17 protein-coding genes are annotated in these 24370 nt (G+C 61.8%); 6 read left to right on the top strand and 11 right to left on the bottom strand.

What is annotated here, in order from left to right:
• Positions 1 to 170: 170 nt before the first annotated feature.
• Genes CCR82_RS19150 through brxF form a run of 6 tightly spaced genes read right to left on the bottom strand, consistent with a single transcriptional unit; the run spans position 171 to position 9427 of the window.
• Positions 171 to 1394 (bottom strand): AAA family ATPase, encoded by a 1224-nt coding sequence (locus tag CCR82_RS19150; RefSeq protein WP_201246605.1) that lies wholly within the window; start codon positions 1392 to 1394, stop codon positions 171 to 173.
• A complete protein-coding gene (locus CCR82_RS14955; RefSeq protein WP_201246604.1) occupies positions 1391 to 4180 on the bottom strand; it encodes a DNA methyltransferase in 2790 nt (929 codons plus the stop codon). Before CCR82_RS14955 ends, CCR82_RS19150 begins: the two co-directional genes overlap by 4 nt.
• A 43-nt stretch (positions 4181 to 4223) precedes the next feature.
• Positions 4224 to 4568, bottom strand: coding sequence for a type II toxin-antitoxin system PemK/MazF family toxin (locus CCR82_RS14950; RefSeq protein ID WP_242513516.1), 345 nt, complete (start codon positions 4566 to 4568; stop codon positions 4224 to 4226).
• A complete protein-coding gene (locus tag CCR82_RS14945; RefSeq protein ID WP_201223312.1) occupies positions 4555 to 4803 on the bottom strand; it encodes a hypothetical protein in 249 nt (82 codons plus the stop codon). Before CCR82_RS14945 ends, CCR82_RS14950 begins: the two co-directional genes overlap by 14 nt.
• An 8-nt stretch (positions 4804 to 4811) precedes the next feature.
• Entirely contained in the window at positions 4812 to 8612 is a 3801-nt protein-coding gene (locus CCR82_RS14940; RefSeq protein WP_201246603.1) for a DUF6079 family protein, read from the bottom strand.
• A gap of 59 nt (positions 8613 to 8671) precedes the next feature.
• Positions 8672 to 9427 (bottom strand): BREX-3 system P-loop-containing protein BrxF, encoded by a 756-nt coding sequence (gene brxF / locus CCR82_RS14935; protein ID WP_242513515.1) that lies wholly within the window; start codon positions 9425 to 9427, stop codon positions 8672 to 8674.
• Here brxF and arfB point away from each other — a divergent pair.
• The 6 genes from arfB (at position 9390) to ubiB (ending at position 15811) form a co-directional block, all read left to right on the top strand.
• The gene (arfB, locus tag CCR82_RS14930; protein WP_201246602.1) at positions 9390 to 9833 is read left to right on the top strand and encodes an alternative ribosome rescue aminoacyl-tRNA hydrolase ArfB; all 444 of its coding nucleotides are present in this window, start codon (positions 9390 to 9392) and stop codon (positions 9831 to 9833) included. The genes brxF and arfB overlap by 38 nt on opposite strands.
• Positions 9834 to 10118: 285 nt before the next feature.
• The gene (gene argS, locus CCR82_RS14925; RefSeq protein ID WP_201246601.1) at positions 10119 to 11900 is read left to right on the top strand and encodes an arginine--tRNA ligase; all 1782 of its coding nucleotides are present in this window, start codon (positions 10119 to 10121) and stop codon (positions 11898 to 11900) included.
• A gap of 11 nt (positions 11901 to 11911) precedes the next feature.
• A complete protein-coding gene (locus CCR82_RS14920) occupies positions 11912 to 12604 on the top strand; it encodes an SPOR domain-containing protein (RefSeq protein ID WP_201246600.1) in 693 nt (230 codons plus the stop codon).
• A 76-nt stretch (positions 12605 to 12680) separates the two neighbouring features.
• Complete coding sequence (gene ubiE, locus CCR82_RS14915; RefSeq protein WP_201246599.1) at positions 12681 to 13430, top strand: bifunctional demethylmenaquinone methyltransferase/2-methoxy-6-polyprenyl-1,4-benzoquinol methylase UbiE; 750 nt, start codon at positions 12681 to 12683, stop codon at positions 13428 to 13430.
• Positions 13427 to 14098 carry an SCP2 sterol-binding domain-containing protein gene (locus CCR82_RS14910; protein WP_201246598.1) on the top strand — a complete coding sequence of 224 codons (672 nt, stop codon included), beginning with the start codon at positions 13427 to 13429 and terminating at the stop codon, positions 14096 to 14098. The genes ubiE and CCR82_RS14910 overlap by 4 nt, the downstream gene beginning before the upstream one ends.
• A gap of 48 nt (positions 14099 to 14146) precedes the next feature.
• Positions 14147 to 15811, top strand: coding sequence for a ubiquinone biosynthesis regulatory protein kinase UbiB (gene ubiB / locus CCR82_RS14905; RefSeq protein ID WP_201246597.1), 1665 nt, complete (start codon positions 14147 to 14149; stop codon positions 15809 to 15811).
• A gap of 11 nt (positions 15812 to 15822) precedes the next feature.
• On the opposite strand, the gene CCR82_RS14900 is transcribed toward ubiB, so the two are convergent.
• Genes CCR82_RS14900 through gltB form a run of 5 tightly spaced genes read right to left on the bottom strand, consistent with a single transcriptional unit; the run spans position 15823 to position 24230 of the window.
• The gene (locus CCR82_RS14900; protein ID WP_201246596.1) at positions 15823 to 16191 is read right to left on the bottom strand and encodes a gamma-butyrobetaine hydroxylase family protein; all 369 of its coding nucleotides are present in this window, start codon (positions 16189 to 16191) and stop codon (positions 15823 to 15825) included.
• A gap of 19 nt (positions 16192 to 16210) precedes the next feature.
• A complete protein-coding gene (gene hslU, locus CCR82_RS14895) occupies positions 16211 to 17548 on the bottom strand; it encodes an ATP-dependent protease ATPase subunit HslU (RefSeq protein WP_201246595.1) in 1338 nt (445 codons plus the stop codon).
• A complete protein-coding gene (gene hslV, locus CCR82_RS14890) occupies positions 17548 to 18090 on the bottom strand; it encodes an ATP-dependent protease subunit HslV (RefSeq protein ID WP_201246594.1) in 543 nt (180 codons plus the stop codon). The genes hslU and hslV overlap by 1 nt, the downstream gene beginning before the upstream one ends.
• 13 nt (positions 18091 to 18103) lie before the next feature.
• The gene (gene gltD / locus CCR82_RS14885; RefSeq protein ID WP_201246593.1) at positions 18104 to 19570 is read right to left on the bottom strand and encodes a glutamate synthase subunit beta; all 1467 of its coding nucleotides are present in this window, start codon (positions 19568 to 19570) and stop codon (positions 18104 to 18106) included.
• Complete coding sequence (gene gltB, locus CCR82_RS14880) at positions 19563 to 24230, bottom strand: glutamate synthase large subunit (protein WP_201246592.1); 4668 nt, start codon at positions 24228 to 24230, stop codon at positions 19563 to 19565. The genes gltD and gltB overlap by 8 nt, the downstream gene beginning before the upstream one ends.
• Positions 24231 to 24370 lie beyond the last annotated feature (140 nt).

The raw sequence follows: 24370 nt of genomic DNA, 5'->3' as shown, positions 1-24370 counted from the left end.
AAGCACTCCGTACAATCAGCATTGCGGTCACTGAAAGAAGAAACCGAGCTGATCAAGTCGTTCTTCAAGCTCCCGTATACTCAGTATGCGCAATGAAAGTGTCCGGATAATTGTTAACTGGTCAATAAATGCCAACGCATCCGCGTCGGCCACGTAGAGCAACAAGTCCTTCATTCCAGAACACCAGCGGCGAATACAATTCCGAGATCCGGGGTTCCGTCCCAGGTCCTCAGCAGCGGATGACTAGAGCCAGGCGTGATCTGTGCGCCCTGCTCGTCACGGCTAAAGCAGAGCAAGGGTTCGACTCCGCATTGCTGGACCACGAAGGGCGAGTGGGTTGCCAGTAGCATTTGTCCTCCTGGAACGCTAGACAGCGATCTGAGCATGATCTCCAACGCCTTCGGGTGGACGCCATTCTCCGGCTCCTCGACCATATAGACCGCCGGCTCCGGGGGCAGAAACGCCGGAAGTGTCAGGGCCAACATACGTAGCGTCCCATCGGATAGGATCCAGCTCGGAGCCTCCAATCCGTTGTCGTACTGCAACATTAGATACTCGGCATTGTCGGCCTGCCGTCTAGCCCATCCGATCTGTTTGAGGTCGGGAAGGGCATAGCGCAGATGCTCTGCCCAGTTCGACACGGGCGAGCCGGTCTCGGCCCAGTAAGGGCCAAGTCCACCGCTTTCTCCAAGCAGGCGGCCAACGACGCGCGCGAGATTGGTCCCATCCAGCTCAAGATCCGTCGGCCGCGTGGCTGGACAGGGAAGCCGCATGGCTGGGCTGTTGAGCTGGATGTAGCGCACGCCCTGCATCAAGAAGCGCCGGACGGCATTGGCCGTTGGATAGCGCTCCTCATCGGGAGGCGTCAATGCGAGGGTCAGCTTATCGAGGCCGAAATTGAAGGAATCTTGATAGGTCCCTCTCTCTCTAGCGTAGAAATCAGTTCCTTTGGCGGTCTTGCCGAGGAGACGCTTCGGCTTGACTCTTGGGCTGAATTCGAGCTTTTTCCCACTCGGAAGCCAGTTCTTGGAGTATTGGCGAAGCAGCTCATCATCGACGCAAACACCAAGCTTCTGATCTTGGCGGATCGCGAGCCGGTAATTGATTAGGCTCTCGGCAACACTGGGCAGCTGATCCAAGAGATCCAGCCAAAGTTCGATCTCGATCGTCCCACCTTGCCGCATCCATGTGAGATCGTCAAAATCCGCGATATGGCGCGACTCGACCGCGGCTGCGGGACTATGCGCCAAGCAGTCGCGCACGAAATCAATGGCATCCAAGAAGGTCGTCTTGCCAACGCCATTTGGACCTACCAGGACGTGAAACCTCGACAACGGTAAATTCGACGTCTCCCGGATACCTTTGAAGTTCCGGATGCTGATTCCAGCGATCACGCGTCACCCCCCATCCGTGTCACTGCCTGGTCATACCACATGAGCAGCTTGGGGTCTTCTTCCAGGACGTTGTTGGGGATCTTGTCGGCCACGGCGACGATGACGGCGTAATCGCGTTCTTGCCAGGCTTTCTTGAATCCGGCGCGGACAGCTTCAAGACGAAAAACCTTGAGCTTCTTCTTGACGGCTTTGTATTCCTCGAACTCCTTGAGAAGCGCTTTCTCGCGCAGCTTCTCCAAGTCGCCTGCCTTGTTGGGATCGGGCACATACCACCGGTCACGGGCTTTGGTCACCAGCGCCGGGTCATCCTTGGGCAGGTTGCGCAGTTCTTTCCAGTTGGTGGAGAGGTAGGCGTGGATTTGCTCGGGCACTGGGCCTTTGCCATCGTAGCTGAGGAAATTGAGTTCCAACAGTTCGTTCAGCTCCGGCATTTGCTCGTGCTTCAGCCAGCCGGCGCGGGTGCGCTCCATGAAACGCGGCTGGATGTCTTGATAGGTGGTGGGCTTTTCCTTGAGTTGTTGGCGGAGCCATTGAATCGCAGAAGCTTCGTCGATGACATCCAGCGAGAGTTGGCGGACACCAGCGACATTAAGCCGTTTGCGGTCGTATTCAGCAGCCTGCTCAGGCAGAAAGAACATGGCGTCGCGCTCGTCAAAGCGCTGCGTCAAGCCTTGATGGAAGTCGGCGGCATCAAGGGGTACGGTCACGCCACGCTGGACATGGAAGGCGACCATGCGGTCGAACAGGAAGTAACCGGAGCGCTCGGCGATGACCTCGGCCTCGCCATCGCGGGCGACGAAGACCGGGAGTTGCTTGAGGTGCGTGCGGATGAAGTCCCAAACGCCGTCTTCGGTGCCGGCGACGAGCGCAAAGCGTTGCTCCAGGCCACCATTGGGCTTGTAGGCGGAGATGACCAAATCTTGCTTGACGGCGGTACTGGTGACTTGGCGATAGGAGCCTTGTTGTTTGTCCAGGGTGCGCACATCGGCGACCACGAAGCCGGCGGCGAGCATGGCCTCCTGAATGGTGTTCCAGACGGCATTGCGCGAGTTGTGGAACACCACCGTCATCCAGCGGCCCGGTTTGAGGACACGATGGTATTCCCGAAAGCAGCGTTCCATGAGCTGCTGGTATTCGGGCATGGCCTTTTTCTTCGCCTTGTCAACAATGGCTTCAGGTTTGGCGTCCGTGATGACGCCATGCCAGGATTCAACTAAAAAGTTCAGGTCGGCGTAATAGATGTTCTCGCCGAAGGGTGGGTCGGTGAAGATGTGGTCGATGTGATTCGATGAAATAGAGAGTGCGGCGGCGCTTCCTTGCTCTATAACTGAGTAATTTGCTTGAGCATGGCTTGATTTGAAAGATTTAACGAGATGAGCAAGTTTATTACTGAGATTGTAGGATGGACTGCATTCCGAATATTGAGAAGCAATATAATAAACACCGGTCATCTGGCGGTTGACTTGAGAAAAGTGCGAAGGACTATAGCGATTCAGAACAGACATTCCCCAAATCGCCTGCTCCACAAAATACAGCAACATATTTCGAGTGCGGGCTTCGGGATGCGCTTTCGCCTTGCGCCACAGCGCGGCCAGCGCATGAGCGGCGCGGGACAGAAAGAAGTGGTGAATATGCGTGATGCCCTGACGATCCATGCGCGCTCGCTCATGGGTCATGTGCATGTAGGGTAGCGCTGTCGTCGGTACTTCTGCTGGTAAAGGTAATGCCTCAATTCGCTTCAGGACGGCCAGATCTTTGTCATCGGGCTTCTTTTCATATTTTTGCTTGCCTATGGAATACTGAATCAAGGCAGGGCGTCGCATTGGCGTCTGTATCGCTTCGCCCAAGATCGGATCAATTTTCATCTCGTAAAGTCGCCCCAATCGCCGCTTATTCAATTCCGACCCACAATGCGGACAGGGAAACTCCTCTTTAACCCGCTTGGTCTTCGGATCAAGCGCCTCGGCCAGAAAAACCATTTCACCCGCGCAGTCAGGACAACTGAATACCTCGCTCCAGACGCTATAGTCGATGCGCGCCGGCTGCCCGTCGCTGTGATGCGTCCCATACATCCAGCCAAGTTCGGCTTGCACCTCATCGAGCAATTGGCGCCCGGCCTTGGCAAAGGCGGCGACATCGAAGGGCACATTGTAATTGGCGGCGATGAAGGTCGCAGCGGGCGAAAGGTCATTCAAGATAACGCGCCGCGCGCCCCATTGTGGCGGTGCCATCCCCTCATCACGCCAGCGGCTCTCAAGCTTGCGCCGATACGCCGCTGGCGCACTGCCGCAGAACTGCGCGGCCACGCCGGTCATCCCTGACCCACAGAAGCCATCAAGAACCAGATCGCCCGGCTCGGTGTAGTGGAGGATCGAGGGCACAATGGCCAGATGCGGCACCTTGGTGTGATAGGAATGCGCCTTGTAGAGCGCATCGGTTTTGCCCTCGCTCACGTCGATGGCAAAGGGCGTGCGGTGATATGTAGCGCCGGCATCCTGCCGGCTTGTCTCCCACTCAGCGATAAAGTCAACGATCCACGGGTTCGGGCAGGCGGTGTAGTACGGCGGATCGCTTAAGGCAAGGATGTCCTCGTCGCTGCCGATGGGAAAGCCTTCGATCTTGCGGAACTCCGGGTCCTGCAGCTTCTTGCGCAGCTCCTCGGTAAAGTGGGCGCGGCGGGCCTCATCGTTCTCGAAAGTCATGCCGAGACAAGTCACCGGGCCGGAGGGCTTGTCTGTTTGATCATCCGTTGAACCATAATCAAGACTTTGTTGCCGGTCGTCCATTGAGCACTCCCAATGCGGGCTATAAGCTAAAATTGGATGTTGTCTATGCTTGTTCGCCTAACACGGATTGCAGCAGACCGCTAAGGCGTTTTCGATCAGCGTTGGAGAGATGCCCCAATCGTTTAATGATTTTGGATTTCTCGATTGTCGCAACCAATGGCTTGAGCATCGATGGTTTGAGTAAGCCCGCCGACTGCCAATCATGCAATAGCATCTCTGGCGTCATCAGCGACGGTCGAATCTGGCTGGTAATGGCCATTAAAATAACGTCCGGCTGCTCACGATACGCCGGACTGTGCACAATCACTGCCGGACGCTTTTTTATCGCTTGCAGATGACTGAAAGGAAATCCAACCAGCACGACATCGCCAAAACTATAGGTTGTCATAGGCGGCATCTTCATCATTGTCCCAAACTTCACGGAAGGCATGTTCCGAGGCTCGGGTATAGGCTTGGCGCAGAGATCGATCCCGGTCGCGTTGTTGGAGAAAATCTATAAAATCATTCACCTCAATCAATCTATCAGATGGAAGGTGAGTCAGTTTTTCTTTAACTTGTTCTAATTGCGTTGGCCTATTCATAGGTTTTCTCTCATGACCTAAATAGAGATTTTCATTGATCAAGTATAGCTTCACTCCAGCACCATCCGCACCTTGGCCGGGTCCTTGCCCTTGGTGAGCTGATCGATGTACGCCTCAAAACGTTTCTTCATCTCCGCTGGTGTGGCTGGGCCGTCGGTAACCTGCAGGGCCTGTTGCAGTGCTTGAGCCTTGACGGTGACCTTGACTAGGCCTGAGAGCACTTCCTTCAGGGCGTGAACGAAGTGGCTGTCCAGCGGCACCGGCAGCTCCTTCGACTTGATGAAGGCTTCCAGCGGCTCGCGGTCGTCGATCTTCAGCAGATCCATATTGGCCTGGGTGATCGGGTCCTCCAGGTTGCTGAGGATAGTGGAGGTCCAGGCCGTCACCATGGCGTCGAGCTGGGCGTCCATCTGGTCGATCATCTGTGAGCCTGCCGCCGCACCGGTTTCCACCGAAGGCCGGAATCCGCAATGCGGGCAGATGGGCGAGGCGTCGAGGTTTTGCTCGGTCAGGCGCGTGCAGCTCTTCAGCCCCGCCAGGCGGTTCTGGTACTCGGTGAGCTGCTGCCGGGGCATCAGGTCGATACCGGCCAGTTTGAGCAGGGTTTGCAGGCGCGGGTCATTGAGCAGTCCTGCCTTACGCTTGTCGTCGTTCACGCCCAGCCGGGCCTTGGTGTGCAGGCCGATATAGGCGACGCTGTACTCTTGTTTGGGGGCTTTGAGCTTGGCGCTGATTCCTGACAGCGGATTCATCGATGAAGGAATCGGCAGAGGCAAGCCGCTGAATTCCTTCACGGCGTCCAACACGGCTTGCTGGGTGGTCTTCAACCGGTCGATCCAGGGATGGTCAAGCGGCAGGACGCCTTCTGCGGTAGTCAGCCAGGATGTGATCGGACCCTGCTCTAGGGCGATCTCGCGCAGGGCGTCCAGCCCGTCGAGTATCCGCAGGGCCTTTTCATGCGCCAGCACCTCGTCGGCGCTGTAGCGAAAATTCTTCAGCTTGCCCGGCGAGGAATACGCTTGCAGGCTTTCAAAAAATTCCTTTGCGTTCTGGAGTGTTTCCTCTCTCGCCCCCGGCCCCGCGCCACTCGCCCCTAACAAGTCCAGCCCCCAGAAGGAGAGCCCTTCGCGCAGGGTCTGCTGGGTCATGACGATGCGCTTGACGATCTTGTCCACTGCCTGCTGCAGGTTCTGCACTGGCTCGTCCTTGCCCTGGGTGACGAGTTGAGCCATGCCCGGCGTGGTTCCATAAGGGTCGAGCAGTTCGAACAGCGCCTTGAGCGCGGGCAGGTTCCAGTCCTTGGGCTGCTCCAGGTGCTTGAAGCGGACCAGTTCGTCCATGCCGGTCGCGGCCAGTTGCTGCAGGCCGGTGGCGTCGAATTTCTTGCCCGGGATGGCGAGCACAATGTCGCCGGAGTAGACCAGCGCCGCCACCAGGACAGTCACCCACTCCGGCTCCAGCCGCGAACCGCCCGGGTTCATATACTCGAGTCCGTGGTCGTCCTGGATGATCTCGCTGCGGTTGACCACCTGGCCGTGGCCCTTGGCCTTGAGGGCATCGAGGATGAACTTGGTGTATTTCGACTTGTGGGGGTCGATCTTCGCCTCGTTTCCTTGGGGGTCGAGCAGCTCCAGGGCGTCCAGCACGGCGGTGGCTTGCTTGGTGCGTTGCTTGTTCCCGTTTGGGCCGGCGATGGCCCGCAGGGCGTCCTGCGCGGCTTGGGCGCGGTTGTTGCCGGTGATCAGGACCGAGAAGACCGGATAGTCCGGGGCCTGGTTCTCGAAGTTCGGTGCCAGGCAGACACCGGCGATGGTGTTGACCAGATCACGGAAGTTGATGGTCTCCTGCGGCGACAGGCCGGACAGATCGCGGATCGATTTGCCCTTGGCCCATTCGGTCATGGACTTGGTGCGGCCCTGATAGGTGACCTCGAAGGCCTCGATCATGTGCTTCTGCAGCCACCGGACCAAGACCTGAAGGAATCCAGATCCATTCCTGTTGTCGGCTTTGCTTTCATAGGTGGCCTTGGCATGGCCCGATGAGGTGGCGGCAAGGTCCAGGGCGGCTGCATAGCGCTTTAGCGCGGTCTGGAATTCCTCGTCGGCGCCTTTAAGCCGAAAGAAGACCTCGTCGCTGACCTTGTCGTCCTTGAAGCGCGGCGGGTCCTTGGGCTGAATGAAGTAAAGGTAGAAGTCCCGCTGCGGCACGGCGGTGGAACGCTCGTTGGGTGCGCCGAAGAAGAGGTAGCCGGAGCGAGCGGCCTTGCGCTCCTGCCAGACCAGTTCGTGCTGCCAGATCTTGTAGCCAGTCACATAGGTCGCGTCCTGGCATTCCATGACCCGCTTGAGCGCTTCATAGTAGAAACGGTCGAGTTGGGCGTCTCCGAAGCTGTCGGCCCGCTTGTCGATCAGGGCGTCGAAGTCATCGGTCTTCTCCAGATCGAGATAGAACTGGCGGTTGTCGGCATTGAAGGAGATGAACTGGCCGCTAACAGTCTTGTGGATCTCGCGCAGGACCGTTTCCACATGGGTCTGGAGATCCTTGTCGGGCTCGTCGCTACCCAGCTCGGCGATCAGCGGATCGAACAGGCAGAGACGGTCGCGCAACTCCTCGGCGGAGGCGCCCATGGGGGCATAGATGTCGCCGGTGGTGAGGCGGTGGACGGACAGCGCATGGATCAGTCGCAGCGCCATCGGCTTGTATTGCTTGCGGGTGATGGCGTTTTCGATGCGGGATTCCAGCACCTGGCTGCAATCGATGACCGCCCGGATCTCGGGAATGGCGCGGAAGGAGGCGTTCTGCTTGAGCGTGTTCCAGTAGCTGTCGAAAGCGATCAGACCGGGTTCGTCTTGTGGCACGTCCTTGCCCAGAATGCCTTTCATGCCCAGGGACAGGGTCTTGAGCACCTCGCGTTTTTCCACCACGGTGACCCGCTCGAAGGTGTCGATGTAATCGGGATGCACCGGGAAGAGCCGGACAAACTCGTCCATGCGCTCGTTGAGCCCGCCGTAGTATTTGGCAAAAGGCATCAGGTAGTCGCGGATCTTGGCCTGTTGCTCGGTGGTCTTCTTGAGCAGGCGCTCGGCGACGACGAATTTGACGTCGCTGCGGGCAATGAAGACCTGCTCAAAACGATCTCTAACCTTCAGTAGCGTGGTTGCGACGAACTGGAATCTAGGGCTATCGAAAACAGCTTCCTGGACGCCTGCCATGAAGCGAAAGCGGAGATCTTTGCAGACCTCGCCGACCTCGCGCAGGAAGTTGAGGTCAAGGATCAGTTCCTGGTCCTTACGGGTGCGCAGGTAGTCGAGCAGTTCGTCGACCACCAGCAGCAGACCTTGTTCGGGGAAGACCTCGCCGAACTTGGCCATCATGTCCTCGAAGGCCCCTTTGTGGCTGGTGATGGTCCCGGCTTCGGGGAACACATAGTCCACACCGAGTGTTTCGAGATACTCTTCGAGTTCGGCCACCAGGATGTCGCGCAGGGACATGGTGGTGGCACCGATCTCGGTACGGATGACCTGGAACCGACCGGCGATCTGAGCGGCTGCATCGCGTACGGTCGGATGCGTCACGGCATCGACCAGGCTGGCGTCAGCAGCCAGGCTAGAGACCACCGACATCAGATGCGACTTACCGGTGCCATAGTTGCCGACCACCATGACCCCTTTGTTATCGGCGGGCTGGTCGAACTGCAGTTGCGGAATGATGAGCTGACTGAGGCGCTCGGCCATCTCGTCGGAGACGACGTAGCTGCGTACGAGCTGAGCGGCGGCGCTGGACTTGTCCGCATCGCGCAACTGGACCACCGTTTCGATGGGGTCGAATTGAATCAGATCTCCGTAGCGCATGCAGGCTCCTTGTGATGATACAGACTGGCGATTCAGTTTAGACGATTGAGATAGCCGATTCAGCGGTCGGAGTCGATCGTTGCACAGCCGTCCATGCCGACCACGAGCGTCTCGACGCTGTCGTAGCGACGGTATTCAGGGTGACCAGGCGCGGCGTAGTCGAGCCGCCCCGCCTGGTAACAACCATTCCATGAGGCCAGAACCTGTCGGTTTCTGGACAGCCCTTGCAGCAGCCGTAGGGGATCTTGCCGCAGCCGCGGGTCGAACAGCAGCTCAAGGTGATCGAGGATGAGGAGCGGCTTCTGATCCCGCGCATCATCCAGCGTCTGCTCAAGGATGCGCGCTAGCCGCAGGGCCCTTTGCTTTGGGGTCAGCTCAAGCAATTGGGCGGACAACGCAAGATTCAGATTGATCAGCGGGACCGCCCGCTTTACGGCGATCCGTCGCAGCACGGCGGTCTTACCAGCACCGGTCTCGCCGACCAGCAACACGAGCCGATGATAGAGACCCGCGGCAGCCGCTAACGCATGGTGTAACCTGTCATCGATGGAGCCGGTCATGACCACTCCCTGTTCATCAGCTTGGTCGCGGCAATCTGTCGCTGGATCATACGCCAACGGTGCGCCTGCTTGGACCAGAGGAGCCCCCAGGCGAGCCTGAGCTGGAACGGGTTGCCGTTCCCAGCACGAGTTGCCGAACAGCAGCAGGCCGCGATCAGTGGACGTATCGATGTAGACGGATGGCCGCATCCATGGCAACACCACAAGAAACGCCAATATGTCGAACAACCTCCACCTAAAGATCACCGCGACCATTCAGATCCCAGAGCAGGAACTGCACGAGCGCTTCGTGCGCTCGCCAGGACCCGGGGGACAGAACGTCAACAAGCTCGCAACCGCGGTGCAGCTCAGTCTTGATCTCCGGGCTTCGCCATCGCTACCCGATGCGATTCGCGAGCGCTTGCTGAACAGCGGCGACCGGCGCATCGATCGCGATGGGGTGCTGACCATTCATGCCCATCGCTTCCGCACCCGCGAGCGCAACCGCGACGATGCCCGCGCCAGGCTCGCCGCCCTGATCGCGCGCGCCAGCATCGTGCAAAAGCCGCGCACCCCCACTAAGCCAACCCGCGCCGCAAAGCGCCGCCGTCTGGATGAGAAGGTTCGGCGTGGACGGATTAAATCGATGCGCGGGCCAGTCTCCGACTCTGATCGATCCTGAACCTGCTCGCAGCCAGCACAGGCATCTAGCGAGCCAACCGCCGTTTCCGTATCCTTGTGGCATTCAGTTGTTGCCGGCGCACGCGCGTGCCCAGCTCACCGACGACAGCATCCGATTGCCTGCCTTGATGACACCGCAGATTGCAGGCCAAAGATCCCGGCCGCCTAGGGCTTTCCGTAAAACAAGCGCTTCATCGCCGGGGGTGGCGACGCACGATATCGGTGAATACGTGAGGCTGACCGAGAGCTCGGATAACCTACTCTTTTTTGTGCAAGACAAGATTCCATGAAGCAACAGATCCAAGGCCTGGTGCGTGCCGCACTCGAGCAGCTGATCGCCCAAGCCGTCCTCGATCCCGCCACCTTCAGCGACGGGCTACCGGAGCCGCAGGTCGAGCGCACCCGTGATGACAGCCATGGCGACTTCGCCACCAACACCGCCATGGTCTTGGCCAAGCGCGCCCGCACCAAGCCGCGCGAGCTGGCCGAGCGCATCGTCGCCGCCCTGCCAACCTCGGCGTTCGTCGAACGGGTCGAGATCGCCGGCCCCGGGTTCATCAATTTTCACCTGGCCGCCGATGCCTTCCATGCCCAGGTCGCCGAGATCATCGCTCAGGGGCCGGCCTTCGGCCGCGCGCGGATCGGCACCGGCCAGCGGGTGCAGGTCGAGTTCGTCTCCGCCAACCCGACCGGGCCACTGCATGTCGGCCATGGCCGAGGGGCGGCCTATGGCGCCGTGGTCGCCGATCTGTTGGAGGCGGTCGGCTTCGATGTGCATCGCGAGTACTACGTCAACGACGCCGGGCGCCAGATGGACATCCTCTGCGCCTCGGTCTGGCTGCGCTATCTCGAACTCTGCGGCGAGGCGCTGCGCTTCCCGAGCAACGGCTACAAGGGTGACTACGTCTGGGATATCGCCGCCAGCCTGCACCGCGAGCATGGCGATGCCTATCGCGTCACGGCCGACGCGGTCATGGCCGGTCTGCCCGTCGATGAAATTGAAGGCGAGCCGAACGGCGACAAGGAGGCGCACATCGATGGGCTGATCGCCAACGCCAAGCGGTTGCTCGGCGACAACCGCTATCGCTTCGTCTTCGAGCTGGGGCTGAACACCATCCTCGACGATATTCGCCAGGATCTCGGCGAGTTCGGCGCCCACTATCAGGAGTGGTACTCGGAGCGCACGCTCACCGAGAGCGGCGCGGTCAACCGCGCGCTCGAGCGCCTGCGCGAGGCGGGTCATGTCTACGAGCAGGCCGGTGCGCTCTGGTTTCGCTCCAGCGCCTTCGGTGACGAGAAGGACCGGGTGCTGGTGCGCGAGAACGGCCAGACGACCTATTTCGCCTCCGATATCGCCTATCACATGGACAAGCTCGAGCGCGGCTTCGCGCGCGTGATCGATGTCTGGGGCGCCGATCACCACGGCTATGTGCCGCGTGTGAAGGCGGCGCTGACCGCGCTTGGCGACGAGGCCGAGCGGCTCGATGTGCTGCTGGTGCAGTTCGCGGTGCTCTACCGTAGTGGCGAGAAGGTGCAGATGTCGACCCGCTCCGGGGAGTTCGTGACCCTGCGCCAACTGCGCAAGGAGGTCGGCCGCGATGCGGCGCGCTTCTTCTATGTGATGCGCCGCTGCGAGCAGCACATGGACTTCGACCTCGATCTGGCCAAAAGTCAGTCGGCCGATAATCCGGTCTATTACTGCCAATACGCCCATGCGCGGGTCGAGAGCGTGCTCCGTCAGGCCGCCGACAAGGGCATCCTGGTCGAGCCGAGCCCGGGCACCACGCATCTCGATCGGCTCGGCGAATCGCATGAGCTCGCCTTGCTGAAGACCCTGCCGCGTTATCCAGAAGTGGTCGAGGCCGCCGCGCTCGGTCACGAGCCGCATCTGCTCACGACCTATCTGCGCGAGCTGGCCAATGCCTTTCATACCTATTACAACGCACATCAGTTCTTGGTCGATGACGATGCACTGCGCGATGCGCGCATCAAGCTGATCCTCGCCGTGCGTCAAGTGTTGCGCAACGGCCTGGGGCTCATTGGTGTCTCCGCCCCAGAACAGATGTGACCGACACTGTAATGCCTAAAGACTACCGTCGCCCGACTCCAACCTCGACCGCGCGCCGCCGCGGCGCTCGCCGTGGCACCTGTGCCTTTTGGTTCCTGCTCGGTGGCCTGCTCGGCGCCTTCGGTGTTGGCTACGCTTGGATGATCCATGAGCCAACCGCATCCAGTGCGGGCAGCGAGCAAGCGACGACCCGCCCGCCGGCGAATCCACCGCAGGAGCGCACTTTCGACTTCTACAGTCTGCTGCCGGAAGAGGAGGTGCTTGTCCCCGCTCAGGAAGACGACGCCGAGCCGCCAGCCTTACCAACACCGCCACCTAGTGGCGATCCGTCTACAGCCGCCAAGCCGACGCCGGTGGCGACTGACACCGCCGCCGAAACGACAGCGCCCAGCGCGACACCTAGTGAGACATCCAGTCCGACATCCGGCGCAGCATCCAACGCAGCACCAAGCACGACTCCCGGCGACAGCCGCAGCACCTACGTGCTCCAACTCGGCTCTTTTCGCAGCAGCGCGGATGCCGAGCGGCTCAGAGCGCAGCTCGCGCTAAAAGGCATTCAGACCCATATCCAGACCGTGACCATCGACACTGGCCAGACCTATCATCGCGTCCGCACCGCCAGTTATGAAAAATCCGAGGCCCAGGCGATGCGCGCCAAGCTCGAAGATGATGGTCAAGAGAGCATCATGATCCGCGCGCGTTGACAGCTCGCAGCCCTTGTTGGTGCTGCAAGGTGTAAACTCGGTCCCATCTCGATAGCCGTCTCAGTAACAACCCTCGATGTCTGACGATAAGACTACCCATTTCGGTTACCAGGAAGTCCCGGTCAAGGAGAAGGCCGAGCGCGTGCGCGCGGTGTTCGACTCGGTCGCCTCGCGTTACGATCTGATGAACGACCTGATGTCGATGGGCATCCATCGCTTCTGGAAGCGACGCACCATCGAACTCGCCGGCGTGCGGCGCGCGCAACGCGTGCTCGATCTGGCCGCCGGCACCGGCGATCTGGCCGAGCAGTTCTCGCGCATCGTCGGCCCTTCCGGCAGCGTGGTGATGTCGGATATCAACCAGGCGATGCTGGAACAGGGCCGCGAGCGGCTGATCGATGCCGGCGTCGTCGGCAATCTCGATTACGTCCTGATCGATGCCGAGAAGATCCCCTTCGCCGACGACAGCTTCGATTGCGTGACCATCGGCTTCGGCCTGCGCAATGTGACGCACAAGCAGTTCGCCCTGGATGAGATGTTCCGCGTGCTGCGCCCCGGCGGTCGCGCCCTGGTGCTGGAGTTCTCGCATCCAAGCGCCAAGCCGCTGGCCAAGGCCTACGACCTCTACTCGTTCTCGGTGCTGCCGACGCTGGGGCGCTTTGTCGCCGGCGATCCCGATAGCTATCGCTATCTGGCCGAATCCATTCGCATGCATCCGGACCAGGAGACGCTGCGCTCGATGATGGAACAGGCGGGGCTGGAACGCTGCGAGTTCTTCAATCTGACTGGCGGCATCGTCGCCATCCATCGCGGTTATAAGTTGTGAGTACCGACACCCAGACCAACCATGCTGCTGGCCTGACGCTACCCGCTGCGGTGCTGGCGCCCACGGAGGCCCTGATCAATCGCCTCCTCGCGCTCGACCCCGAGGGCGCGACCGGGCTTGCCAAGGTGCAAGGGCAGGTGTTGCGAATCGAGCTGAGCGGATTCGGACTGCACCTGCACGTCGTCCCTGAGGGCAACGCCTTGCGTCTGTTCGGCGACTATGCCGCCGAGCCCGACTGCCTGGTGCGCGCCACCCCGGCGGCGCTGCTGAGCATAGCCCTGGCCGAGCATCGCGAGGATGAGATCTTCAGCGGCGCGGTCCAGATCGAGGGCGATAATGGCCTGGCGCAGACCATCGGCGATGTGATCAAGGGCCTGGATATCGACTGGGAAGCGCAACTGGCGACCCTGGTTGGTGACAGCCTCGCCCATCGCATCGGCCAGCAGGCGCGCGCTGGCGGTCGTTGGGCCGAGCACAGCGGTCAGCGGCTCGAATCCAACCTGCGTGAGTACCTCATCGAGGAAGGCCGTTTGTTGCCCAGCGAGACCGAGATGCAGGGCTTCCTCGGCGGGGTCGACCAACTGCGCGATGATGTGGAACGACTCGAGACGCGTGTCGAGCGGCTCAGGCGCCGCCTGGACCAGGCGCCCGGTCCCGATTCAGCCTAACCCTGTCCATCATCCCGCCCAACAGGATCTAGCCGCCCCGAGCCCGCCATGTTCCGTCTCTCGCAGTCGCTGCGGCTGCTCCATATCAATGTCGTGCTGCTCCGGCATGGTCTCGACGAGGTCATCGTCGCGACCAAACTGTTCCGCCCGCTGCGCTTTGTCCTCTATCTCGCGCCCTGGCACTGGTGCCGACGGACACTGCCCGCCTATCCGGTGCGGGTACGCCTCGCGCTCGAGGAGCTTGGGCCGATCTTCATCAAGTTCGGCCAACTGCTCTCGACACGGGTCGATCTGCTACCGGAGGAGTTGGCGGTCGAGCTGGCCCGGCTGCAGGACCGCGTGCCCCCTTTCCCTGGTCCCGAGGCGCGCCGCCTGATCGAGAAGGCCTGGGGGCAGCCGGTCGAGACCGTACTCGACGAGTTCCAGGAGATCCCGCTCGCCAGTGCCTCGATCGCGCAGGTGCACACGGGGCGCCTGAAGAGCGGCCAGGCGGTGATCGTCAAGGTACTGCGACCGGATATTGAGCACATCATCCGCCGCGATATCGATCTCATGCTCACCTTCGCGCACCTGGCGCAGCGCTATTGGCCCGACGGGCGTCGCCTGCGGCCGGTCGAGGTGGTGCGCGAATACGAGAAAACCATCTTCGATGAACTCAACCTGCAGCGCGAGGCGGCCAATGCCTCGCAGTTGCGGCGCAACTTCAAGCACAGCCAACTGCTCTACATCCCCGAGGTGTTCTGGGACTGGACCCGGCCCAACGTGATGGTGATGGAGCGCATCTATGGCACGCCGGTGTCGCAGGTCGAGCAGCTCAAGGCCCAGGGCATCAGCATGCGCCTGCTCGGCACCCGTGGTGTGGAGATCTTCTTCACCCAGGTATTCCGCGACAACTTCTTCCACGCCGACATGCATCCCGGCAACATCTTCGTCGAGGAGTCCGGGCGCTACATCTCGGTCGACTTCGGCATCGTCGGCAGCCTGACCAAGGAAGACCAACGCTATCTCGCCGAGAACCTGCTCGCCTTCTTCCGTCGCGATTACCGCCGCGTCGCCGAGCTGCACGTCGAGTCCGGCTGGGTCCCGCGTGGCACCCGGGTGGAGGAGTTCGAGTCGGCCATCCGCACCGTTTGCGAACCGATCTTCGAGAAGCCGTTGTCGGAGATCTCGTTCGGCGGTTTCCTGGTCAACCTGTTCCAGACCGCGCGCCGTTTCGATATGGAGATCCAGCCACAGCTGGTCCTGCTGGAGAAGACGCTGCTCAATATCGAGGGCCTCGGCCGGCAGCTCTACCCGCAGCTCGACCTCTGGACCACCGCCAAACCATTCATGGAGCGCTGGATGCGCGAACAGATCGGACCGCGCATGCTTGCACAGCGCTTTGCGCACAACTGGCCAGCGATCGCCGAGCGCCTACCGGATATTCCGGTGGCCGTGAACCGCATCATCGATCAGCTCGAGCATCAGGCCGCGCTCTATCCCGAAGGCGGCAATCGCGGTCTAACGACCTTGACCACTCAGGTCAAGACCAACCACGCGCGCACCGCCGCGACCTTGACCGCCCTCACCCTCGCCGGGCTCGCCACGGCGCTGATCCTGATCCCTCTGCCAGGCGCGCCGATTCCGCTGCTCGCCCCCGGCGCGGCTATCGTGATGCTGCTAACCAGCCTGGTCATCCTCTGGCGCCATCTGCTCGCCTCGAAGGAATCTTAGTCGCGTCGCACTCATGAGGGCCGGACATGGCGCTTCTGGCCGTGGCCGGCCTTCTCCAGTTCCTCGAGATAGGTCTTCCAGAGTTCCTCCTGGTTCTCGCCGAGCTTATAGAGGTATTCCCAAGAGTAGATGCCGGTGTTGTGCTCATCATCGAAGAAGAGACAAACGGCATAGTTGCCGACCGGCTCGATCCGGTCGATATTCACTTCTTCTTTGCCAATCTGCAGCACCCGCTGCCCCGGCCCGTGCCCTTGCACCTCGGCCGAGGGCGAATAGACGCGCAGGAACTCCACCGGCATGGTGAAGTGCTTACCATCGTCGAAGCTGATCTCCAGGACGCGCGAGCTGCGATGTAGATTGAATTCGGTGGGGGTTGGCATGAGGACTCCTGACTGTGACTTAGAGGATGTACTGCGACAGATCCTCGTCTGCGGCCAGTTCGCCGAGGCTCTTGTCGACATAGTTGGCGTCGATGGTGACGGTCACGCGGTCCATTTCGGTAGCGTTGAACGACACATCCTCGAGCAACCGTTCCATCACCGTGTGCAAACGGCGAGCGCCGATGTTCTCGGTGCGTTCATTGACCTGATAGGCGATCTCGGCGATCCGACGGATACCATCCTCCCGGAACTCGATGGTCACGCCTTCGGTGGCGAGCAGGGCTGAATACTGATCGGTGAGCGACTCATCGGGCTCGGTCAGGATACGAATGAAGTCATCCGAGGTCAGCGCCTGCAATTCGACCCGGATCGGCAGTCGGCCTTGTAGCTCCGGCACCAGGTCCGAAGGCTTGGCCAGATGAAAGGCGCCGGAGGCGATGAACAGGATGTGGTCGGTCTTGACCATGCCGTGCTTGGTCGAGACGCTGCTGCCCTCGACCAACGGCAACAGATCGCGTTGCACGCCCTCGCGCGAGACATCGGCACCACCACTCTGCTCGGCGCGGCGCGTCACCTTGTCGATCTCGTCGAGGAAGACGATGCCGTTCTGCTCGACGTTGGTCATCGCCGCGAGCTTCATCTCCTCCTCATTGACGAGCTTGGCGGCCTCCTCGTCGAGCAGGATCTTGCGCGCCTCGCTGATCCGCAGTTTGCGCCGTTTGGAGCGATTCGAGCCGAGGTTCTTGAACAGCCCCTGCAACTGATTGGTCATCTCCTCCATGCCCGGCGGCGCCATGATCTCGACGCCCATCTGCGCCATGCTGACCTCGATCTCGATCTCGCGCTCATCGAGTTCGCCGGCGCGCAGCTTGTGGCGAAACTTCTCGCGGGTCCCGGAGGTGGCGCCGTGGCCACGGCTGTCCTCATCGAAATCGGACGGGGGCGGCAGCAGTGCGTCGAGGATGCGTTCTTCGGTCGCGCTCTCGGCCCGACCACGGTTCTGCAGCATCTGCTGCTCGCGCTCCATCTTGATGGCGATGTCGGCCAGATCGCGGATGATCGATTCGACATCGCGGCCGACGTAGCCGACCTCGGTGAACTTGGTCGCCTCGACCTTGAGGAAGGGGGCATGCGCCAGACGCGCCAGCCGGCGCGCGATCTCGGTCTTACCGACACCAGTCGGCCCGATCATCAGGATGTTCTTCGGCGTGATCTCCGAGCGCATCGGCTCCGGAATCTGGGCGCGACGCCAGCGGTTGCGCAGCGCGATCGCCACCGCGCGCTTGGCCTCGTGCTGGCCAACGATATGCTTGTCCAGCTCGGCAACGATCTGTCTCGGGGTGGTGGTATCGGACATCAGTCCTCCGCAAGCTCCTCGATGACGAGGTTGCGATTGGTGTAAATGCAGATATCGGCGGCGATGCCGAGCGCGCGCTCGACGATCTCACGCGCACCGAGATCGGTATTCTCCAGCAGCGCGCGGGCCGCCGATGCGGCGAACGAGCCCCCGGAGCCAATCGCCATCAGGTCGTGCTCGGGTTCGAGCACATCGCCGTTGCCGGAGATGATCAACGAGGCCTCCTGATCGGCCACGCAGAGCATCGCCTCGAGCCGGCGCAACATGCGATCGGTGCGCCAGTCCTTGGCCAGTTCCACCGCCGAGCGGGTCAGATGGCCCTGATGTTTCTCGAGCTTGGCCTCGAAGCGCTCGAACAGGGTGAAGGCATCGGCGGTGGCGCCGGCGAAACCGGCGAGCACCCGCTCCTTGTAGAGCCGTCGCACCTTGCGCGCATTGCCCTTGACGACGGTATCGCCGAGCGAGACCTGACCGTCGCCGCCGATGACGACGTTGCGCCCGCGACGCACGGAGAGAATGGTGGTTCCGTGGAAATCCTGCATCAGTGCTCCTGGTCTAGCGTGGCAGGTCCGAGCGCCCCATCAGCCACTCATCGACCGCGCGCGCGCATTGGCGCCCCTCGCGAATCGCCCAGACCACCAGCGATTGGCCGCGGCGCATGTCACCTGCGGTAAAGACGCCGTCGACGTTAGTAAAGTAGGCCTTGGCGCCCTCGGTCGAGCCCTTGACATTACCGCGAGCATCGAGTTCCAGCCCCTTGGCTTCCCGCAGTTCCTCCAGCATGCCCTCGTGGACCGGATGGACGAAGCCCATCGCCAACAGTACCAGATCGGCCTTGATTCGATCCTCCGAACCCTCGACCTCGGACATCCGCCAGCGGCCGTTCTCATCCTTGTCCCAACGCACCAGCACATAATTCAGGGTCGTCACATTGCCTTCGGCATCAGCATCAAACGATTTGGTCAGCACATTCCAAAGGCGCTCGCAGCCTTCCTCCTGCGAGGTCGAGGTGCGCAGTTTATGCGGCCAATCGGGCCAGGTTAGGCCTTTGTCCTCCTTTTCTGGCGGTTTGTCGAGAAGCTCGATTTGCGTGATCTTCTTCGCACCATGGCGGTTCGAGGTGCCAATGCAGTCGGAACCGGTATCACCACCACCGATGACGACTACATGCTTGTCATGCGCGCTGATAAAATCCTCGTCTGGCACATAGACACCTTGCACGCGCTTGGAATTGGCGCGCAGGAAGTCCATCGCGAAATGGATACCGTTATAGCTGCGCCCGGGCACATCAAGGTCGCGCGGTTTCTCCGAGCCACCGGTCAGTACCACGGCATCATAATCATCCATCAAGGTCGCGACCGGCAGATCGACGCCGATGTGACAATGGGTGTGGAACTCGACACCCTCGGCGCGCATCTGGCTCATGCGCCGATCAATCATGGTCTTGGCCATCTTGAAGTCCGGGATGCCGTAGCGCAGCAGACCGCCGATGCGGTCTTCCTTCTCGTACAGCGAGACCGTGTGACCGGCACGCGCGAGCTGCTGCGCACAGGCTAGGCCCGCTGGACCCGAGCCGACCACGGCAACGCGCATGCCGGTGCGATGGGTCGGCACCTGCGGCTTGACCCAGCCCTGCTCCCAAGCCTTGTCAGCGATGGCGCGTTCGATCGCCTTGATCGCGACCGGCTGATCATCGATGTTGAGCGTGCAGCTCGTCTCGCAGGGGGCCGGGCAGATGCGCCCAGTGAACTCGGGAAAATTATTGGTCGAGTGCAAGACCTCGATCGCTGACTCCCAGTCCTGTTGATAGACCAAGTCATTCCAATCCGGAATGATGTTGTTGACCGGACAGCCCTGATGACAATAGGGGATGCCACAGTCCATGCAGCGCGCGCCCTGAATACCGATCTCGGCATCGCTCATCGGCTGCACGAACTCGTTGTAATGGACGACGCGATCCGAAGCCGGCTGATAGGCCAGCTCGGCGCGCTCATACTCCATGAATCCGGTTGGCTTACCCATTCTCAACAACCTCTCTGAGCTTGGACGGATGCGGCCGGGAGGTGCTCGGTGGCCGGCTCTTGCTCAATTGCATTTGTTTGAGCGCCCGTTTGTAGTCGACCGGCATGACCTTGACGAAGCGACCGAGTTTCTCGGACCAATCGTTAAGGATGCGCTGCGCGATGGCTGAATTGGTGTAGTACAGATGGCGCTCGATGAGCTGACGCAGGCGCAGCGCATCGTAGCGCGTCATATCGTGGCTAACATCGACAAAGCCGTGCGTCTCGAGATCGCCGCCCTGGTGCTCGAGGGCTTCGAGGGCGGCATCCTCAGCCGCGATGGGCTCCAGCTCGACCATCGCCTGATTGCAATGCTCGGCGAAGGTGCCTTGCTCATCCAACACATAGGCGATGCCACCGGACATGCCAGCGGCGAAATTGCGGCCCGTCGGCCCCAGGCAGACCATGATGCCGCCGGTCATGTACTCGCAGCCATGATCGCCGACCCCCTCGACGACGGCGGTCGCGCCGGAATTCCTGACACAGAAGCGCTCGCCGGCCACGCCACGGAAGTAGACCTCGCCGCTGATCGCGCCATAGAGCACGGTATTGCCGACGATGATGTTGTCCTCGGCGTGCTCGATGCTCGCATGCGCCGGCGGGTAGATGATGATGCGCCCACCCGAGAGGCCCTTGCCGACATAGTCATTGGCCTCGCCGGCCAGCTCGATGGTGACGCCCTTCGCCAGCCAGGCGCCAAACGACTGACCACCGATGCCGTGCGCCTTGATGTAGATGCTGTCCTCGGACAGCCCTGCATGACCGTAACGCTCGGCGACACGCCCGGAGAGCAACGCACCGACGGTGCGATTGAAGTTCTTCACCTCGGTCTCGATGCGCACCGGCTCACCGCGCTCGAGCGCCGGTTGCGCCTGCTCGATCAGCCGGTGGTCGAGCGCCTTGTCGAGGCCATGATCCTGCGCCTCGCGGTTGTAGAGCGCGACCTCGGGGCCGACCGCCGGCTTGCTCAGGATGCGCGAGAAATCGAGCCCTTTGGCCTTCCAGTGCTCGATGGCCTGGCGCATCTCGAGCCGACCCATCTGCCCGATCATCTCGTCCATGGTCCGGAAGCCGAGCTTGGCCATGTACTCGCGGATCTCCTCGGCGATGAAGAAGAAGTAGTTGACCACGTGCTCGGGCTTGCCGGTGAATTTCCTGCGCAGCTCCGGGTCCTGCGTCGCCACCCCGACCGGGCAGGTGTTGAGATGGCACTTGCGCATCATGATGCAGCCCTCGACGATCAGCGGCGCGGTGGCGAAGCCGAACTCATCGGCGCCGAGCAGCGCGCCGATCACCACATCGCGCCCGGTGCGCATGCCGCCGTCGACCTGCACCGCGATGCGCCCGCGCAACCGATTCAGCACCAGGGTCTGATGGGTCTCGGCAAGGCCGATCTCCCAGGGCGAGCCGGCATGTTTGATCGAGGTCAGCGGACTGGCGCCGGTGCCGCCATCGTAGCCGGCGATGGTGACGTGATCGGCATGCGCCTTGGAGACTCCGGCGGCAACGGTGCCGACGCCGATCTCCGAGACCAGCTTGACCGAGATGCGCGCCTTGGGATTGACGTTCTTGAGGTCGTGGATGAGCTGCGCCAGATCCTCGATCGAGTAGATGTCATGGTGCGGCGGCGGCGAGATCAAGCCCACGCCGGGGGTGGAATGGCGCACGCGCGCGATCTGCGCGTTGACCTTGTGCCCCGGCAGCTGGCCGCCCTCGCCGGGCTTGGCGCCCTGGGCGATCTTGATCTGGATATCATCGGCATTGACCAGGTACTCGGTGGTGACGCCGAAGCGCCCCGAGGCGACCTGCTTGATCGCCGAGCGTGCCGGGTTCATCGAGCCATCGGCCAGCGGCAGGAAGCGCTCCGGCTCCTCGCCACCCTCGCCGGTGTTGGACTTGCCACCGATGGCGTTCATCGCCTCGGCCAGGGTCGCATGCGCCTCCTGGCTGATGGCCCCGAACGACATCGCCCCGGTCGCGAAGCGCTTGACGATCTCTTTGGCCGGCTCGACCTCGTCGATAGGAATCGGCTCATCGGCCCATTTCAGTTCCATCAGGCCGCGGAAGGTCAGCAGGTGCTCGTTCTGCTCATTGATCAGGCGTGAATACTCGGCGTAGGTGCCCGCATCGTTGGCGCGGGTCGCGTGCTGCAGCTTGGCGATGGTCTCCGGCGTCCAGACATGATCCTCGCCGCGCAGCCGGAACGCATAATCGCCGCCGACATCGAGGTGCTTGCGCAGGATCTGCTCGTTGCCATAGCCGCGCGAGTGCCAGAGCACCGCCTCGCGCGCGACCTCGGCCAGGCCGACGCCCTCGACCATGCTCGCGGTGCCGGTGAAGTACTTGGCGATGAACGCCCGATTCAGCCCGACCGCATCGAAGATCTGCGCCCCGCAGTAGCTCTGGAAGGTGCTGATGCCCATCTTCGACATCACCTTCTTCAGCCCCTTGCCAACGGCCTTGATGTAGCGGCTCTGCGCCTCCTCGAAGCGCAGCGTCTCGGGCAGGCGCCCGAGCAGGGTCTGGATGGTATCGAAGGCCAGATAGGGGTTGATCGCCTCGGCGCCATAGCCGGCCAGGGTCGCGAAGTGGTGCACCTCGAGCGCGCCGCCGGTCTCGACCACCAGCCCGGAGCTGGTGCGCAGCCCCTGGCGGATCAGATGATGATGCACCGCCGAGGTCGCCAGCAGCGCCGGGATCGGGATGAAGTCGGCGTTGGTGTTGCGATCCGAGAGGATGAGGATGTTGTGGCCTTCATGCACGGCCACCTCGGCCTCCTGGCACAGGCGCTCGAGCGCCGGCGCCATGCCGTCCGCGCCCTCGGCGGCCGGGTAGACCATGTGCAGATTCTTGGTGCGGAAGGCGCCGGCGGAGTTGTCCTGGATGTGGCGGATGCGCTCCAGGTCCTCATTGGTCAGCACCGGCTGATCGACCTCCAGGCGCCAGTGCTGGCCGGCCTCGTTGAGCCCGAGCAGGTTCGGGCGCGGGCCGATCAGCGACACCAGCGACATCACCAATTCCTCGCGGATCGGATCGATGGCAGGGTTGGTGACCTGGGCGAAGTTCTGCTTGAAGTAGGTCGACAGATGCTTGGAGCGCGACGAGAGCACCGAGGGCGGGTTGTCGGCGCCCATCGAGCCGACCGCCTCCTGGCCGGTGGCGATCATCGGCGTGAGCAGGAACTTGACGTCCTCCTGGGTGTAGCCGAAGGCCTGCTGGGCATCGAGCAGCACACTCTCCTCGGGCGCCATCGGGGCGACGTCGGTCGGCAGCGAATCGAGGTGGATCTGGGTGCGATCGAGCCATTCCTGATAGGGCTTGGCCCCGGCCAGCTCGGCCTTGACCTCGGCGTCATCGATGATGCGCCCCTGCTCGAGATCGATCAGGAACATCCGCCCCGGCTGCAGGCGCCATTTCTTGACGATGCGCTCATCGGCGATATCGAGCACGCCCATCTCCGAGCCCATGACCACCAGATCATCGTTGGTGACCAGGTAGCGCGCCGGGCGCAGGCCGTTGCGGTCGAGCGTGGCGCCGATCTGGCGACCGTCGGTGAAGGCGATCGCGGCCGGACCATCCCAGGGCTCCATGAGCGCGGCATGGTACTCGTAGAAGGCGCGGCGCTGCTCGTCCATCAGGTGATTGCCCGACCAGGCCTCTGGGATCAGCAGCATCATCGCCTGCGCCAGCGAGTAGCCGCCCATCACCAGCAGCTCGAGCGCGTTGTCGAAGCAGGCCGAATCGGACTGGCCCTCGGGGATCAGCGGCCAGATGGTGTCGAGGTCGTCACCGAGCACCTCGGAGCGCATGGTGTGGCGGCGCGCGGCCATCCAGTTGACGTTGCCGCGCATGGTATTGATCTCGCCGTTGTGGCAGATCATCCGAAACGGCTGCGCCAGGTCCCAGGTCGGGAAGGTATTGGTCGAGAAGCGCTGATGCACCAGCGCCAGCGCCGACTCGAAGCGCTCATCGCGCAGATCGAGGTAGTAGTTGCCGACCTGACCCGCGAGCAGCATGCCTTTGTAGTTGATGGTGCGCGACGACATCGAGGCGACGTAATAGGCGGTCTTGTCGTAGCCATGGGCGCGGATCTCGTTGTCCATGCGCTTGCGCACCACGAACAGCTTGCGCTCGAAGGCCTCTTGATCGGGACAGTTGTCACCGCAGGCGACGAAGACCTGGCGCACCACCGGCTCGGTCGGCAGCACGCTCTCGCCGAGTTCGCTGTTGTCGACCGGCACATCGCGCCAGCCGAGCAGCCCCTGGCCGCCGTCGCTCAGATGGCGCTCGACGGTCGCCTGCATCTCGGCGCGGGCGGCCTCGTCCTTTGGCAGGAAGACCATGCCGACGCCGTAATGGCCGGGTGCTGGCAACTCGAAATCGACCACAGCACGGAAGAAGCTGTCGGGCATCTGCACCAGGATGCCGGCGCCATCGCCGGCCTTGGGGTCGGCGCCGACCGCGCCGCGATGGGTCAGCCGTTCGAGGATCTCGAGGCCCTGCTCGACGATGCGATGGCTCTTCTCATTCTTGATATGGCACACGAAGCCGACACCGCAGGAGTCCCGTTCGTGAGCGGGATCGTACAGGCCTTGGGCGGCTGGATAGGCGCGAAGGTTCATCAGCGGACCTCCCTAAACCGGGTACATAGCGGTCGAAAATGACGTCCCCTCAGTGCCTTTTACCGTCGGGGAAGTTCCGGTTTGGATTAGATGGTGATTCGGCGCTACGAATAGCGAACCGCGAATCATACTGTGGTTGC

Source organism: Halochromatium salexigens (assembly GCF_016653295.1).
Taxonomy (GTDB): domain Bacteria; phylum Pseudomonadota; class Gammaproteobacteria; order Chromatiales; family Chromatiaceae; genus Lamprobacter; species Lamprobacter salexigens.
This window is presented reverse-complemented; position numbering and strand designations above follow the sequence as displayed.

Coding starts and splice junctions, on each gene's coding strand:
- CCR82_RS14955 (WP_201246604.1), bottom strand. CDS start 4,180: ATGGACGACCGGCAACAAAGTCTTGATTATGGTTCAACGGATGATCAA.
- CCR82_RS14950 (WP_242513516.1), bottom strand. CDS start 4,568: ATGACAACCTATAGTTTTGGCGATGTCGTGCTGGTTGGATTTCCTTTC.
- CCR82_RS14940 (WP_201246603.1), bottom strand. CDS start 8,612: ATGCGCTACGGAGATCTGATTCAATTCGACCCCATCGAAACGGTGGTC.
- arfB (WP_201246602.1), top strand. CDS start 9,390: ATGTCGAACAACCTCCACCTAAAGATCACCGCGACCATTCAGATCCCA.
- brxF (WP_242513515.1), bottom strand. CDS start 9,427: ATGGTCGCGGTGATCTTTAGGTGGAGGTTGTTCGACATATTGGCGTTT.
- argS (WP_201246601.1), top strand. CDS start 10,119: ATGAAGCAACAGATCCAAGGCCTGGTGCGTGCCGCACTCGAGCAGCTG.
- CCR82_RS14920 (WP_201246600.1), top strand. CDS start 11,912: ATGCCTAAAGACTACCGTCGCCCGACTCCAACCTCGACCGCGCGCCGC.
- ubiE (WP_201246599.1), top strand. CDS start 12,681: ATGTCTGACGATAAGACTACCCATTTCGGTTACCAGGAAGTCCCGGTC.
- ubiB (WP_201246597.1), top strand. CDS start 14,147: ATGTTCCGTCTCTCGCAGTCGCTGCGGCTGCTCCATATCAATGTCGTG.
- CCR82_RS14900 (WP_201246596.1), bottom strand. CDS start 16,191: ATGCCAACCCCCACCGAATTCAATCTACATCGCAGCTCGCGCGTCCTG.
- hslU (WP_201246595.1), bottom strand. CDS start 17,548: ATGTCCGATACCACCACCCCGAGACAGATCGTTGCCGAGCTGGACAAG.
- hslV (WP_201246594.1), bottom strand. CDS start 18,090: ATGCAGGATTTCCACGGAACCACCATTCTCTCCGTGCGTCGCGGGCGC.
- gltD (WP_201246593.1), bottom strand. CDS start 19,570: ATGGGTAAGCCAACCGGATTCATGGAGTATGAGCGCGCCGAGCTGGCC.
- gltB (WP_201246592.1), bottom strand. CDS start 24,230: ATGAACCTTCGCGCCTATCCAGCCGCCCAAGGCCTGTACGATCCCGCT.